General features: G+C 42.5%; 13 protein-coding genes. 7 read left to right on the top strand and 6 right to left on the bottom strand.

Features of this window, described 5'->3' with window-relative positions:
* Positions 1–105: 105 nt before the first annotated feature.
* The 3 genes from M9194_RS06855 to M9194_RS06845 form a co-directional block, all read right to left on the bottom strand.
* Complete coding sequence (locus tag M9194_RS06855) at positions 106–1017, bottom strand: DnaJ C-terminal domain-containing protein (RefSeq protein ID WP_250611885.1); 912 nt, start codon at positions 1015–1017, stop codon at positions 106–108.
* Between the two features lie 131 nt (positions 1018–1148).
* Positions 1149–3053: a molecular chaperone DnaK gene (gene dnaK, locus M9194_RS06850; protein ID WP_250611884.1), complete on the bottom strand. Its 1905-nt coding sequence runs from the start codon at positions 3051–3053 to the stop codon at positions 1149–1151.
* A gap of 118 nt (positions 3054–3171) precedes the next feature.
* Positions 3172–3591, bottom strand: coding sequence for an Hsp20 family protein (locus tag M9194_RS06845; RefSeq protein WP_250611883.1), 420 nt, complete (start codon positions 3589–3591; stop codon positions 3172–3174).
* A 518-nt stretch (positions 3592–4109) separates the two neighbouring features.
* Here M9194_RS06845 and M9194_RS06840 point away from each other — a divergent pair.
* The 5 genes from M9194_RS06840 to M9194_RS06820 all read left to right on the top strand — a co-directional run bounded on the left by M9194_RS06840 (position 4110) and on the right by M9194_RS06820 (position 8614).
* Positions 4110–4412 carry a PTS sugar transporter subunit IIB gene (locus M9194_RS06840; protein ID WP_250611882.1) on the top strand — a complete coding sequence of 101 codons (303 nt, stop codon included), beginning with the start codon at positions 4110–4112 and terminating at the stop codon, positions 4410–4412.
* Positions 4413–4523: 111 nt separating this feature from the next.
* Complete coding sequence (locus tag M9194_RS06835) at positions 4524–5852, top strand: PTS sugar transporter subunit IIC (protein ID WP_250611881.1); 1329 nt, start codon at positions 4524–4526, stop codon at positions 5850–5852.
* 26 nt (positions 5853–5878) lie between these two features.
* Positions 5879–6247: a PTS lactose/cellobiose transporter subunit IIA gene (locus M9194_RS06830; RefSeq protein ID WP_250611880.1), complete on the top strand. Its 369-nt coding sequence runs from the start codon at positions 5879–5881 to the stop codon at positions 6245–6247.
* Positions 6244–7551 carry a 6-phospho-beta-glucosidase gene (locus M9194_RS06825; protein ID WP_250611879.1) on the top strand — a complete coding sequence of 436 codons (1308 nt, stop codon included), beginning with the start codon at positions 6244–6246 and terminating at the stop codon, positions 7549–7551. Before M9194_RS06830 ends, M9194_RS06825 begins: the two co-directional genes overlap by 4 nt.
* A 91-nt stretch (positions 7552–7642) precedes the next feature.
* On the top strand, positions 7643–8614 hold the full coding sequence (locus M9194_RS06820; RefSeq protein WP_250611878.1) for a LacI family DNA-binding transcriptional regulator: 972 nt from the start codon (positions 7643–7645) through the stop codon (positions 8612–8614).
* Positions 8615–8726: 112 nt separating this feature from the next.
* Here the strand turns inward: M9194_RS06820 and M9194_RS06815 are convergent, their stop codons facing one another.
* Entirely contained in the window at positions 8727–9986 is a 1260-nt protein-coding gene (locus M9194_RS06815) for a S53 family peptidase (RefSeq protein ID WP_250611877.1), read from the bottom strand.
* 1124 nt (positions 9987–11110) lie between these two features.
* Here M9194_RS06815 and M9194_RS06810 point away from each other — a divergent pair.
* Positions 11111–11440, top strand: a complete 330-nt coding sequence (locus tag M9194_RS06810) for a hypothetical protein (protein ID WP_250611876.1) — start codon at positions 11111–11113, stop codon at positions 11438–11440.
* Between the two features lie 87 nt (positions 11441–11527).
* Here the strand turns inward: M9194_RS06810 and M9194_RS06805 are convergent, their stop codons facing one another.
* Positions 11528–12520: a phytanoyl-CoA dioxygenase family protein gene (locus M9194_RS06805; RefSeq protein ID WP_250611875.1), complete on the bottom strand. Its 993-nt coding sequence runs from the start codon at positions 12518–12520 to the stop codon at positions 11528–11530.
* A 187-nt stretch (positions 12521–12707) separates the two neighbouring features.
* On the opposite strand from M9194_RS06805, the gene M9194_RS06800 reads away from it, so the two are divergent.
* Entirely contained in the window at positions 12708–13589 is an 882-nt protein-coding gene (locus M9194_RS06800) for an AraC family transcriptional regulator (RefSeq protein ID WP_250611874.1), read from the top strand.
* A gap of 33 nt (positions 13590–13622) precedes the next feature.
* On the opposite strand, the gene M9194_RS06795 is transcribed toward M9194_RS06800, so the two are convergent.
* Positions 13623–14417, bottom strand: coding sequence for a DsbA family protein (locus M9194_RS06795; RefSeq protein WP_250611873.1), 795 nt, complete (start codon positions 14415–14417; stop codon positions 13623–13625).
* Positions 14418–14696: the final 279 nt, after the last annotated feature.

Genomic DNA, 14696 nt, shown 5'->3' with positions numbered 1-14696 from the left:
CCTGTGTACATCAATCTACCTGAAAGAAAATACTTTCAGTACAACTTACGCTGTCCTACTTTATACTAAAACAACGATATACCCATATCTCAGTATAAATTTCTGTTACATTGCAACCGTTTGTTGCGCTTTAAACTGCTCAAGTAGCGACCGCTGCTCCTCAGATAAGTTGGTTGGCGTCTCCACACTGATTTTCACAAACAGATCCCCAGTGCTTCCTTTTCTATCGGTCACTCCTTTCCCGGCAATTTTAAACTTACGCCCAGACTGAGTCCCCATTGGAACTTTGAGCTTGAAACGATTGTCGATGACATTCACTTCAATTTCATCACCTAAGGCAGCACTAACCATGTCAATTTTTGTATTGTAAGTCAGATCATTGCCGTTTCTTTCAAGAAAAGCGTGGGGACGAGTTTCTATATTCAGTAGCAAGTCGCCAGCTTGTCCTCCATGAGTTCCTGCAGAACCTTTTCCTGAATAACGTATCTTTTCACCATCGTTAATTCCCGCCGGGATCTTAACGTTAATCTTTTTTTGTACGCCATTAAGCGGAAGCTCAACAATTTTCTCAGCGCCTCGAATGGCGTCCAGCAAATCAATTTTTAAAGTAAATTCCTTATCCTGGCCCCGCTCTGGGCGTGGAGCACTCCTACCGCCTCTTGCATGAGCGAAAATATCGTCAAATCCAGCAAAGTCACCACTGAATCCTCCGCCTTGCCCACCAAACGCACCACCAAAAATATCCTCAAACCCGCCTTGAGAATATTGCTGACTACCAGAAAATCCCTGAGCGTTAAAATCAGTATGCCCAAATTTATCGTACTGCTGACGTTGATTCTCGTCTGTCAGCACCTCATAGGCTTCTTTAATTTCCTTAAACTTCCCTTCCGCTACTTTATCACCTGGATTTTTATCCGGGTGATATTTCATCGCCAATTTTTTGTAGGCTTTTTTGATCTCTTTATCTGAGGCAGTTTTGCTAACGCCTAGCACGGCGTAATAATCCCGTTTTGACATGCTAATACCTCTTATTCCTAACTAAAAAATGGGTGGTAGAACCCTCTAAACACCCATAAAATAACATCATTTTTAAATCCGAGGGCGAAGCCTACAACAGGCTTCGCTATTTAACAACTAAGCTTTACGCATTAATCGACCTCTTCATATTCGGCATCAACGACATCATCGCTTTTTGCCTGTCCTTTTTCTGCTCGACGAGCTTGATCTGGCTCAGCTTGAGCTTTGTTCTGAGCGATTTCCATTAGCTTTTGAGACGCTTCCATTAGCGCTTGAACTTTCGCATCAATGGCTTCTTTGTCGTCGCCTTTCTTCGCTTCTTCTAGCTCTTTAATCGCCGCTTCAATCTTCTCTTTCTCATCCGCTGGAAGCGCATCACCTGCTTCTTCGATTTGCTTTTGAGTGCCGTGAATCATTTGGTCAGCTTGGTTACGAGCAGACGCTAGCTCTTCGAACTTCTTGTCCGCTTCTTTGTTCGCTTCCGCTTCTTGCACCATTTTCTCGATTTCATCATCGCTTAGGCCGCCAGAAGCTTGGATAGTGATTTTTTGCTCTTTACCCGTTGACTTATCTTTCGCAGAAACGTGCAAGATACCATCCGCATCAAGGTCGAAAGTCACTTCGATTTGAGGCATACCACGTGGTGCAGGCTGGATACCTTCTAGGTTAAATTGACCTAGAGATTTGTTGTGCATCGCTTGCTTACGCTCACCTTGCAGAACGTGGATCGTTACCGCATTTTGGTTGTCTTCAGCAGTAGAGAACACTTGGTTCGCTTTGGTTGGGATAGTGGTGTTCTTCTCAACCAGTTTTGTCATTACGCCACCCATCGTCTCGATACCAAGAGACAGAGGAGTCACGTCAAGTAGTAGTACGTCTTTCACGTCACCTGCAAGTACACCACCTTGAACCGCTGCGCCCATAGCAACCGCTTCATCAGGGTTCACGTCGCGGCGCGCTTCTTTACCAAAGAACTCCGCCACTTTCGCTTGAACCATAGGCATACGAGTTTGACCACCCACTAGGATAACGTCAGTCACGTCACCCACAGACAAGTCTGAATCAGCAAGAGCAACTTTCATTGGCTCTAGAGAGCGTTGTACTAGGTCTTCCACTAAAGATTCTAGTTTAGCACGCGTCACTTTCACGTTCATGTGCTTAGGACCTGTCGCATCTGCCGTTACGTACGGTAGGTTAACGTCGGTTTGTTGTGTAGAAGACAGTTCGATTTTTGCTTTTTCAGCCGCTTCTTTCACACGTTGCATCGCAAGAGGATCGTTCTTCAGATCGATGCCTTGCTCAGACTTGAACTCGTCAACTAAGTAGTTGATTAGACGGTTATCGAAGTCTTCACCACCTAAGTGAGTGTCACCGTTCGTTGCCAGTACTTCGAAGGTTTTCTCGCCTTCTACTTCATCGATTTCGATGATTGAGATATCGAAAGTACCACCACCAAGGTCGTATACTGCGATAGTGCGATCGCCGCCTTGCTTGTCTAGACCGTAAGCCAGTGCTGCCGCCGTTGGTTCGTTGATGATACGTTTCACTTCAAGACCGGCAATACGACCCGCATCTTTCGTTGCTTGACGCTGCGCATCGTTGAAGTAAGCAGGCACTGTGATGACTGCGCCGCTGACTTCTTCACCGAGGAAGTCTTCAGCCGTCTTTTTCATTTTCTTCAGTACTTCCGCAGAAACCTGAGGCGCCGCCATTTGTTGGCCTTGTGCTTCAACCCAAGCATCACCGTTGTCCGCCTTAACAATTTTGTATGGCATGATTTCGATGTCGCGTTGTACTTCTTCGTCTTCAAAACGACGACCGATAAGACGCTTAATTGCAAATAGCGTGTTCGTTGGGTTAGTAACTGCTTGACGTTTAGCAGGCTGACCAACCAATGTTTCGCCATCTGTATAGGCAATAATTGACGATGTGGTACGCTCACCTTCCGCGTTTTCAATGACGCGTGGTTTTTCACCATCTAGAACGGCAACACAAGAGTTAGTTGTACCTAAGTCGATTCCAATTGTTTTACCCATAATATAACCCTCCATCTCATTCATTATTTTTTCTAATCAATGAGAAAATTCATTAAACGGAATATAAGCGCCAATATCCTACATATTGGCACCATTTTGACGAGCCTGTAGTTAGGCTTTACTCGTTGCTAATCGAGATTTTTTTCGGCTGTGATTCTTCAGGGACTTCGCGTACAAGTTCAATATGCAAAAGACCATTTTTCATGTTTGCCGAAGCTACGTTGACGTAATCCGCTAGCTGAAACTTACGTTCAAAGTTTCGCTCGGCAATGCCTTGATACAAGTAGTTTTTGCTGTCTTCATTTGATTTCAGTTTGGCAGAGACGATCAAAGTATTTTGATTTTGTGTGAGGGTTACTTCATCTTCAGAGAAACCAGCAACCGCCATCGTTATACGATAGTTATGCTCATCTTTCTGTTCAATATTATAGGGTGGGTAACCATTCGTTGACTTAGTGAGATTGCTGTCTGCTAAGTTAAACAAACGGTCAAAGCCAATGGCGTGACGATATAGGGGGGAAAAGTCGAAATTTCTCATAATACTATCCTTTCGTTAAGCAATAGTTCTACACCAAGGTATAGAAGTGGAATTCATACTCCTGTCGAATCAACCCTTGAAGGCTGAATGGGACATATGATTCGCGTTAGTCATAAGCAGTATTATCAGCGATAACCTGCTGTTCATTTTATCGCACTGCGCTTCCCAGATTTGGCAAAGCGAGCGATCTTAGAACCCCAATTGGCGATTCGTGTAATTAAGATATGCTTCCAAAGGGAGAATGTCAACCACCTATTAGTTTTTTTATTGTAACTTTTGCCATTACGCTGAGTGAAAGGGGCGAGAAAGGAAGCGAAGTCCAGTTGCCCGACATCAGACGGTACCTTTATTTGAAAATTGTGTTACTCAGCACAAATATGCTTAACAATGACTATTGACTGATTACAAACATTACACAGATCTCAATTTCGCGTCGCGAATAAACTTATCTTTTTCCACTAATGAGAGCGCTCTCATAAACGCAAATAACAACAAGAAACAAAAGAAAAGGATGAATTATGAACAAGATCTTGCTTTGCTGCGCGGCCGGAATGTCAACTAGCATTCTAGTAAAAAAAATGTATGACTCAGCGACAAGTCGTGAGCTCGACGTGGAAATTAACGCCGTCTCGGTTTCGGAAGTTGAACATCATATTAAAGACTATGACGTTGTTTTACTTGGCCCACAGGTAAAATACGAACAAAATCGCATTGCTGAACTGGCGGCCCCGCTGAATAAAAAGGTCTCTGTTATTAATATGCTCGATTACGGCACTATGCGAGGCGATAAAGTGCTTGATAGCGCACTCGCTTTAATCTGATAACTCCAATATACATAGGGCCCATCAACGGCCCTACCCTATCACCTTTCACTCTAGTTTATGAGTTGTGCGCATTCCAATCCGCACAGCCTTATAGTTCGGGAGATTCCCATGGGTCTTTATTCAAAGATGATGAACGTGGTCGAGAATCACATTGCTCCTATCGCGACCAAAGTTGGTACTCAGCCACACATTATCGCAATTCGCGATGGATTCATCTCTGCAATGCCGTTTCTTATTGTCGGCAGTATTATGCTTATTGTCGCCAACCCTCCATTTGATGCACACACTACCTCTAGTTTTGGCCAATTGTGGGTCGGACTCGCTAAGCACCATTGGGGCACCATTACAATGCCTTACTTTATGACAATGGGTTTGATGAGTGTATTTGTCAGTATCGGTACGGCGTACAGCTTAGCTAAGCACTATAAACTCGATGGGCTAACCGCAGCAATGCTTTCACTGACTGCTTTTTTGCTTGCCTCAGCGCCGCAAGTTCATAATGCGATGTCAATGGAATTTCTCGGTGGCAAAGGCGTATTCACCGCTATTATTTGTGCCATATGGTCGGTGGAATTAATTCGGCTACTACAGAAATACAACATTACTATCAAGATGCCTGAGCAAGTGCCACCTGCGATTGCTCGATCATTCGAACTCTTATACCCAGTTATCGGTATTATGCTGACGGTTTACCCCATCAGCCTGTTCCTGCAGAGTGAATACAGCATGTTGCTGCCAGCGGCGATAATGAAAATCTTTGAGCCTCTTGTCGCCTTGGGCGATAGCTTACCTGCTATTCTTATCGCGGTCACCATCGCCAACCTTCTGTGGTTTGCTGGGATACATGGTGACAATATAGTCACTGGTCTACTCAACCCTATTTTCATGGCTAATATTGCTGCCAATGCAGCTCTCATCACCCACGGTCAAGAAGCCACACACATCCTTACCGCACCTTACTGGTCATTTTATTTATGCATTGGTGGTTCCGGATCAACGCTCGTTCTTGCCTTTATGTATTTGAAAAGCCGGTCTGTTCACTTGAAAACCATTGGCAAGCTCAGCGTGGTGCCTGCAATCTTTAATATTAATGAACCGCTTATTTTTGGCTCTCCGGTGGTGATGAACCCGATAATGTTTATCCCATTATTGTTGGTGCCTATCGTGAATGTGCTACTCAGTTACACAGCACTCCATCTCCACTTAGTTGAAACCATGATAGCAATGGCTCCTTGGACAACCCCTGCCCCTATCGGCGCCATGATATCCGCCGCATGGGACTATCGAGCCTTCATTCTCGTTCTCGTTCTTATCGTGGTAGATACACTCATTTGGTACCCCTTTTTCAAAGCCTATGAACGACAGCTTTGCAAAGAAGAAGCATCGAGTGAATCGCTCTCGGAAACAAGCGTATCTCCATCTTCAGTCAACGCCTAATCAAATAAATATTACGGAATTTATCTATGGAAACTCTGATCGACAAAACCACTGCAGATACAGAAATGATTGATTTAGAATCCACCATCATGGAATTGCTGGTCAACGCTGGCCAAGCTCGCAGCTGCGCGTTAATGGCAATTCAAGCTGCACGAAAGAATAACTTCGAGCAAGCTCAGCAGCATTTCGATGAATCTAAACAAGCGGTGAATCAAGCACACACGATACAAACTCAGCTCATTGGCATGGACGAAGGAAGTGGCAAGCTGCCAACGACGCTAATACTTGTCCATGCCCAAGATCACCTAATGAATGCCATGCTAATCCAAGATCTGGCATTGGACATGATCGAATTATTTCGACGTACATCAGATACTCAAGGAGCCATACAATGACATCAACTAAAATTGCCATTATTGGTGGCGGAAGCAGTTATACACCAGAACTTATAGAGGGATTGATCCAACGCTGGAACGTGTTGCCATTGAAAGAAATTGCACTGGTAGATGTCGAACAAGGCCAATACAAGTTGGAAACCATTGCAGCGTTAAGCCGAAGGATGCTGGATAAATCTGGTTTAGAGCAAGTTAAAGTCAGCACCCATTACACACCTGATGATGCGATTATAGGATCTGATTTCGTGTTAACACAGTTGCGGGTTGGACAACTTCCTGCGCGTGCAGCCGATGAGCGCTTGGGACTAAAGTACAATCTACTTGGTCAAGAAACCACTGGGGTTGGCGGCTTTGCCAAAGCACTGCGAACCATACCAGTCATGTTAGACATTGCTCGAAAAGTGGAACAACTTGCACCGGATGCATGGATAATCAATTTCACCAACCCCGCAGGCATAGTGACCGAAGCGGTATCTCGTTACACCAAAGCGAAGATCATTGGCCTTTGCAACGTCCCTATCACAATGCATCACATGATTGCCAATATGATGGACGTCGATTACCAAGATCTGCAATTGCGATTCGCGGGACTCAATCATATGGTATGGGCGCACCAGGTTACTCATCAAGGTATCGATATTACTAAGCAGGTAATAGACAAGTTATGCAATGGCGCTGAACTGACTATGAACAATATTAAGGAAGAACCTTGGGAACCTAACTTTCTAAGAGCGCTTAACGCTATTCCTTGTCCTTATCACCACTATTTCTATCAGACCCAATCCATGCTGGCTGATGAAATAAAACAAGCGCAGAACGACGGTACTCGAGCCGAGCAAGTGATGGAAGTTGAGCAAGAGTTATTCAAAATTTACCAAGATCCTGAACTTAGCGAAAAGCCTGAGCAGCTTAGCTTTCGAGGCGGCTCGTTTTACTCTCAGGTTGCTGTCGATTTGGTTTGTGCCATTCGTAACAATTTAGGTAGCCGACTTACCGTTAATACCTGTAATAATGGCACAATAACGGGATTACCAAACGACGCAGTGATTGAAACAGATTGTGTCGTAGACAGCCAAGGCGCTCACCCCATTGCATTTGGTCATCTACCTGAAGTCATGCATGGGCTAACAGCTCAAGTGAAAAGTTTTGAGCGTTTGACAATCCAAGCAGCCGTTCACGGTGATAAACAAGCGGCGTTGCTGGCATTGGTCACCAATCCCCTTATCGGGAACGCTGACATTGCGGCTTCACTGTTAGAGGATGTGCTGTCGGAAAATAAGGTATATTTGCCACAATTTTCTTAATCAGCGTTTATCAATAAACGTTTCTAAGTAAGCATAGACTGGAATTGAGGGCCTCCGCCCTCAAATTCAATAACCAAAAGGAAGTGCATTTATGGCGACTTTAGAAGATGTTGCTGCTATGGCAGGCGTTTCAAGAGCCACGGTTTCTAGAGTCATTAATGGCGAAAGCAAAGTCAGAGAGAAAACCAAGCAACTGGTCGAGAAAGCCATTGCCGATCTAGGGTACACTCCTAACCTTGCCGCTAAGGCCCTTGCATCGAGTAAAAGTCATACGCTGGGTTTGGTGACAACTTCTTACCTAGGCGCCTTTTTTGGCAGTCTTATGGACAATGTACAAAGCGAAGCCGAATCTCATCACAAACAATTGCTGGTAATGAAAGGTCGCGGCAGTGCTGAAAATGAGCTGAATGCCATCCATAAACTCTACAACATGAATTGCGATGGCTTGATATTGCATGTTCGGGCAATCAATGATGAACAAATTCTTGAGTTAGATGCACAAGGCCGAGAATTTACCTTGCTCGATCGTCTGGTAGAAGGTATTGGAAATAAATGTATTTCATTTGATCATCACCATGCAAGCCAACTCGCGACACACCACTGCATAGATAAAGGTCATACGAAGATCGCTTGCATCAGTGGCCCCACTTCACGCAGCTCAAGTCAGCGTCGCCGCCAAGGTTTTCTCGACACCATGGATAATGAAGGTTTGATACCGACTCATTGCTTAGAGGGTGAATATGATTTGCCCAGTGGTTATCAACTCACTTGTCAAATATTGAAGTCGAAAGCAACCGCTATTTATTGTTGCAACGAAGAAATGGCCGTTGGCGCACTGCTCGCTATATCAGAGCATGGTTTACGCGTACCTAATGATATATCAGTGATATGTTATGACAGCGGTGAAAGGGCTAACTTTGTTACACCCAAATTGACTAGCCTACATTTTCCTATCAATGCTATGGCCCGTGACGCAACGCGTCGGTTAGTGGTTCCCGACTCGCCGATTAAAACAAATATACCGACGATAATTGATAGAGGTTCTGTACGCTGCTTAAGCTAGCGCTTTAAAAATAAAAATACCCAACCAATCTAAAAATATAAAAGTTAGATGGTTGGGCATTTATAAGCCAATTAAAGTGCAGTAACTTAACGCTATATTAAGCTGTTAAGCATTAACCTTCAAAACCTTTAACACCCAATGGCGCACCAAGGCCCGTGACTAAGTCATAATGTGCTGATGCTTTTTCATTGAGCTTATTTGTTCCTTCAGTAACATCGTACCAATTAGATTCAGGAGCATTGTAGATTCTCTCAAGCATTTGGAAAGATGTTAGGCTCGAAGGAACATTTGCATTCGCAATGATACCTGCCAGTATCGGCGCCGCAGCGCTGGTACCGCCAACTACCTGCCAACCACTGCTCGTGTATACCGAAACACCACTTACTGGATCGGCATCCGCAGACAAGTCAGGTGTACCTCGCATACCATTGACAACTGCGTCTGCATATTTATTATTTTTCTGATAAGAAGGCTCGTACTCATAAGAGCTGGTTCCACCGTTGCCCCCCCAATTAGAAGACGCACTGTAACTCCACGCTATTTGGCTATTGTCTGACTGGATTCTAGTACCACCAGCCGCAATAACATTTGGTGAAGTTGCTGGATAGCCAGATTGACCACCATCATCTCCAGTAGACGCTACATAAACAGCTGGATTATCAAAGTAGCTATCATTACTTGTATCACTATAAGAATCAGAGCCGCTCCAACTCATAGACACAACACCGCCTGTTTTCTCTACATACTGCGTTGCAACTTGAACCGCATCAAACATATCTTTGAAGCTAGCCGACGCCGCCTCTACTAAAATAATCTTGGCATCAGGTGCCATGGCGTGCGCCATTTGAACATCAAGGTCTGCCTCACCCGCCCAGCCTGCATTTGCCTGAGGTTTATAGCCTGATGCATAAACTACCTGAAAATCTGCTTCTGGTAGACCAAATGTTTGCGAATAATGACTTAATTTACTAGCCGCGTTAACGTCGTCATAAGCGTCAACGATGGCTATTGTCTTCCCCGCTCCACTCGGAGAGTTTATTTGATATACAGTACGAAGCCTGCTAGGACTAACTCCTTGTGGAGTAGAAGTATTGGCACCCGCTAAAGGAGCAACATATAAAGTGTTTGTGTGTGCCATTTGTTCAGCTGGGGCATTGCTGGCTGTTAATGCCTTTGGCGTAACCTGACTTTCGTTAGTGCTTGGGCTAAACACACGCAAGCCATCTACTTCTTTATAGGTACCATAAGCAAATAACGATTGTTGATCCGATTGTGATTTCGATTGCGATGTTGTTTGATCTGCAGCATATGTATTAAAGCATGCGACAGTTAACGCAATACCAATACTGACAGTAATCGGTGACTTTCTCATTTATATACTCCTGACTGACTAATATAGTACACTTCCAAATAAAAATTCATTTGGATAGCAGCAAAATCGAATTACCAAACTAAATTTTGGAATATTTATGCAAATAACCACCATATTAAAGTTTGGTATTTTTAATTAATTCATAGATGAAGAACGGCGCACTTATTTGATTTTCGAACGAATCCACCGTCCACTCGTGTTGGATGTCTATATCCTGAGTGATAAATAGAATAAGTGTTCACATATGAAATATTTTTGGTTCGAAAAGATGCTATCGCCAAGAAATATATTGATCAACATTTAATGAAACTTTAATTTAACATACATCGTACTGCAAGAGTAATCATTCCTCCCAAAATACATTATCAAACAATATGCATCCCACAACAAAACAAAAACAAGTTAATATTTATTAACAAAATAGAACAAATAAAAAACAAAAAATATTCATAAAATAGTCATATAGTATCGCATACTAATTTTTCAAAAAGTTGGTTATATAAGTATCAGTTATGCTTCGGGCAGCATAAAATAAAATAAAACTGAATCAACAGACAAAATACGTGAAAATTTTAGTATAAAACACTATAACAGTAGTTATTTCGACTTTTCGTTTTGAATTTTAATAACAAAACTATCAACTATGGAATTTAGAGCGGAATGAATTATGCATCCGAATGAAATGTGTAAATTAGGTAACATTTTTATAAGAAGAAATTCTTATAATTAAATACAAATGTGATTTTCATTCACAATTTGAATAAGTACAACTTACGAATGAAGTCTTTAACTTCACTGCCCATAGAATTGCTGAACCTTACTAAACCCATTGAAATGTATGCTATTGCTTAGTGGATGTGCTATCATGCGCAACCAGAATCGCATCAGATAATATTTTGTCTAAATAACAATAAGTTAAACAATGATTGCTTATATTATGACATTTGGCTGAGGCAGTATTCTGAACGCTATTCGCGATATTTTGATACTTAATGGCAATCATTCAAATGATGTCATTTGAGTAATTAGTTGGCAAAGAATAGACGTATCTCTAACAAAGTGGCAAAAGTGCTAGTGCACATTATATCCACTGAATATAAATACTAGTAAGTTGAGTACTTATCATGATAACAATTACAATAGATTCATTGGCCATTAGTTTAGACTTATTAAAAAGTGTCGATTTAAACGAACACTTGATATTCCTAAACGATGGTTACCAATCCGCTCAAATTCGCAGCTTCAAAGCAATATCTGAAAGCCCAGCTCCTGAAGAAGCGGAAACCTCGGATATGCCAAAGAATAAAGCCGTCAGTTACGAATTAAACTTGCAAGACAATAGGGTCATATTGTTTGGCATAGAGAATAGCCAAGTTAAGGTGACTGCTTTAGATGCTAAACCAACAACTACGATAAGAAATATGCCGAATCGTGTTGCCGATTACGCATTCTAAACACTATCGGCAATAGCTTTTAGCTCACCTTTCCTACAATCCTATAAGCGGCTCGATTCGAATGACCAGTATCAGTCGCTTTCATCTTTAGGTCAGATCAATGGACATCGGTTGTTGAGTGTCTATTTTTTCGCGCCAAGTACATTGACCAAGAAGCTTTAAACCAAGTTCAGACAGCTTCGCTTTTGGGTAATAGGTTTGCTCCAACTTTCTAGGATCTCCTGGAAACGCAAACCCATCGGGCGGGAGCCTGTTTTGCCATGAGTTTATTCTCCATTGACGTATCTCTATATTTTCTTCCTCCGCTGGTACCATAGAAATATATTGCGCCATTCGCACTCGTTCCGAACGGTTTGGCCTAATGCCATGGGCAAGAAGGCTGTTAAAAATCAACAAATCACCCGCTTTTAATGGTACAAACTCGATATCAAAGCCTGATAGGTCTGGAACATACGGATCTCTATCTTTTGGCTGATTGTCCCGCCAAGCTTCCAATTGACCATATAGTTCCGGCACACATTGAAAACCGCCTGTTTCAACATCAGTATCAGTGAGTGCTAACACACCTTGTACATTAACTGGTAACGGTGTAAGCGAAGTGTCGGCATCCCAGTGAATAAAGCCTTCAAAATTCCTGTTGTCTCTATTCGGCGGGTTCAAGTTCGCTCTATCTATGGTTACCCAAAGATCCTCTCTGTCCCATATATCTACAAATGCATCGTAAACCTTTTGATTCTGACGATTATCCCAGAGCACTTGATTGTGGTAGCACTCCACCATTCCCGAATTATTTAGCTCTATCATTTGGTGGCTTTTTCGCTGCTCTTGGTACCAAGTTGTCGGATCATCGGCAGACATCTCCTGGAACTCCCAAAGAAAGTCTTTTGTCCGTTCAATCGAGCTAGGTATAATTGCATTTTCTATTATCACGTAACCCTTTGTCTGCCAATCTTGGTACTGACGCTGTGTTAACACCCTCAACGGCATAGTTTTTTGGATATCTCGCAGCTGAACATTATTTTGATTAGCCACACTATTATTCCCGGGTACGTTGTCACCAAAGCCATATTTATTTTTCATCTATTTCCTCCTTGCTTCACGTTAATAGCCAAATACACTCAAAATAAGCAATTCGAAAGGCCTAGGCTGTGTTGACCTAGGACACCATCATATTCTGCCAACAATCTCAGTTTAGAGTGATGTGTTTTCGGCAAATACTGATACTATTTGGTCAAATCACCTCATATAGATACAGGTAAAACATTAGATGAGAGCTCAGTTTGAAAAAATCGTGAACGACTCAGCCTGTTCATGGCGATTACTAATTCGGGAGTTAGAAGAAATACCATTCGAGTGGCACTTTCATCCTGAATATGAGCTAACGTTAACCCTAAATAGCCAAGGCGAAAGGTATATTGATACGAAAATTGAAGCTTACTCAGATTATGACTTATCGTTAATTGGTCCTAATATCCCACATACATGGCACTCCCGTACCAAGATTGAGCCGGATAAGCCTCATAAAGTCTATGTGCTTTGGTTTAGTCATCAGTGGCTTTCTCAGCTGGCAAGTACTTTCCCTGAATTCCAACGTGCTAAAGACCTAGCCCAGAATGCTCAACAAGGCATACAGTTTCCAACATCGCTTGCGCAAAACCTGCTCCCAACATTTATTCAACTTAAGCAAGCCTCCACAAGACAACGATTGATATTACTGATGCAGATCCTTGATGGCTTAATGAGCTGTACGGATTACTCAAGTATGCATTTGTCTCGCCAATGTTGTGACGCCAGTTTCGAATATCGCCAACAGAGCCAGCTTAACCGTATACTCGAAACCGTGCATCAACAATATCAACAACCACTGTCTATCGTACAGCTAGCCCAAGATATCGGTATGAGTGAAAGCACCCTAAATCGATTTTTTAAACGCCTGATGGGACAACCAATCATTCAATACATCACCGATCTTAGACTCGCAAAGGCCTGCTCTCTTTTAATTGATACTAACCTTGCAATAAGCTATGTCGCGACTCAATCTGGTTTTCACAATTTATCTAATTTCAATCGTTTATTTAAGAAATACAAACAAATGACGCCCAGAGCGTTTCGGCTTTGTTACAGCCAACAAAATGAAAAGAGCGCCTAATTAGGCGCTCTTGAAAATACCGATAAGAGGAAATTAAGATTTAGACGTTGTTGGTGCTTTAGCAGTACCAGCCTTTACACTCGCGATCGCCGCTTTTAGTGCAGCAGGATCGTAACCACGGATGATCTTAATATTATCTTTGTTGGCACCTTGAGTTGGCATAACGATTAGCGCCGGTGTGCCACGGAAAGATAGCTCACCAAACAGCTGCAAGTTATTCATGAAGCTGTTGTCAGACTTAAATTTCGATACATCCACGCCAGCAAGCTTGGCAGCTTTGTCCACTTCTTTATTCGTTAGCTTACCTTCAACTTCTCCACTCTCGTATACCGCATTGTGGAAGGTGTTGTATGCCTTGCTACCTTTCTGAGCAAAGATCCAGTTACCCATATCCGCTCCGTAGCGAGATGATTCCCAACGCATGCCAAAGATAGGCGTTTCTTTGTAGATGAAACGAACATCTGGGTTTGCTTTTTGCAGGTCTCTGACTACTGGAGAAATTTTTGAACAGAAGATGCAGTTGTAGTCGAAGAACTCAATCACATTAACTTTTGCGTCTTTAGGTCCCACATAAGGCGTTGTCGAGTCATCAAGCAACTGTTTAGTGTGTTGAAGTACGGCTTGTACTTGCTCATTGTTCTGTGCAGCAAGTTGCTGCTGCTTTAGCGTCTCAGTCGCTTTGATCAACACTTCTGGGTGTTGAATGATGTATTGGCTAGCGATCTTTTCAATCTGTGCTTTCTGAGTTGTTGAAAAGTCGGAGTTTTGTGCACTACAACCTGCAAGTGCAACGGCTGCTAATGCAGTAAATATAGCTGTTTTTTTCATAGCTCTTCTTACTATCTGTTTTTTACAAAGGTTCAACAAAGTTTTGTTTCAGACATCTTCTACCACAAAAGTTCGCACTTTATGTCGTTATGACAGTAAATTGACATAAAATGAGGGTTTAGCCTTATAAAGATTTCAATAGTCAATAACTAGAGCAATACACATTCAAATTTTGAATTTATCTATTTGTTCTGACTTCGCACATTATTCAACAAGGGGATGATTATCCTGAGTGAATTGAGTCGAATTCATATATGTAGTCAATAAGATTTCTACTCA

The sequence above is a fragment of the Vibrio sinus genome, from assembly GCF_023634645.1.
Classification (GTDB): Bacteria; Pseudomonadota; Gammaproteobacteria; order Enterobacterales; family Vibrionaceae; genus Vibrio; species Vibrio sinus.
Note: the sequence above shows the minus strand (reverse complement) of the source record. Positions and strands in the feature narration are given on the sequence as shown.

Excerpts from the sequence above, each read along its gene's own strand:
- M9194_RS06855 (WP_250611885.1), bottom strand. The coding sequence starts at position 1,017 with ATGTCAAAACGGGATTATTACGCCGTGCTAGGCGTTAGCAAAACTGCC.
- dnaK (WP_250611884.1), bottom strand. The coding sequence starts at position 3,053 with ATGGGTAAAACAATTGGAATCGACTTAGGTACAACTAACTCTTGTGTT.
- M9194_RS06845 (WP_250611883.1), bottom strand. The coding sequence starts at position 3,591 with ATGAGAAATTTCGACTTTTCCCCCCTATATCGTCACGCCATTGGCTTT.
- M9194_RS06840 (WP_250611882.1), top strand. The coding sequence starts at position 4,110 with ATGAACAAGATCTTGCTTTGCTGCGCGGCCGGAATGTCAACTAGCATT.
- M9194_RS06835 (WP_250611881.1), top strand. The coding sequence starts at position 4,524 with ATGGGTCTTTATTCAAAGATGATGAACGTGGTCGAGAATCACATTGCT.
- M9194_RS06830 (WP_250611880.1), top strand. The coding sequence starts at position 5,879 with ATGGAAACTCTGATCGACAAAACCACTGCAGATACAGAAATGATTGAT.
- M9194_RS06825 (WP_250611879.1), top strand. The coding sequence starts at position 6,244 with ATGACATCAACTAAAATTGCCATTATTGGTGGCGGAAGCAGTTATACA.
- M9194_RS06820 (WP_250611878.1), top strand. The coding sequence starts at position 7,643 with ATGGCGACTTTAGAAGATGTTGCTGCTATGGCAGGCGTTTCAAGAGCC.
- M9194_RS06815 (WP_250611877.1), bottom strand. The coding sequence starts at position 9,986 with ATGAGAAAGTCACCGATTACTGTCAGTATTGGTATTGCGTTAACTGTC.
- M9194_RS06810 (WP_250611876.1), top strand. The coding sequence starts at position 11,111 with ATGATAACAATTACAATAGATTCATTGGCCATTAGTTTAGACTTATTA.
- M9194_RS06805 (WP_250611875.1), bottom strand. The coding sequence starts at position 12,520 with ATGAAAAATAAATATGGCTTTGGTGACAACGTACCCGGGAATAATAGT.
- M9194_RS06800 (WP_250611874.1), top strand. The coding sequence starts at position 12,708 with ATGAGAGCTCAGTTTGAAAAAATCGTGAACGACTCAGCCTGTTCATGG.
- M9194_RS06795 (WP_250611873.1), bottom strand. The coding sequence starts at position 14,417 with ATGAAAAAAACAGCTATATTTACTGCATTAGCAGCCGTTGCACTTGCA.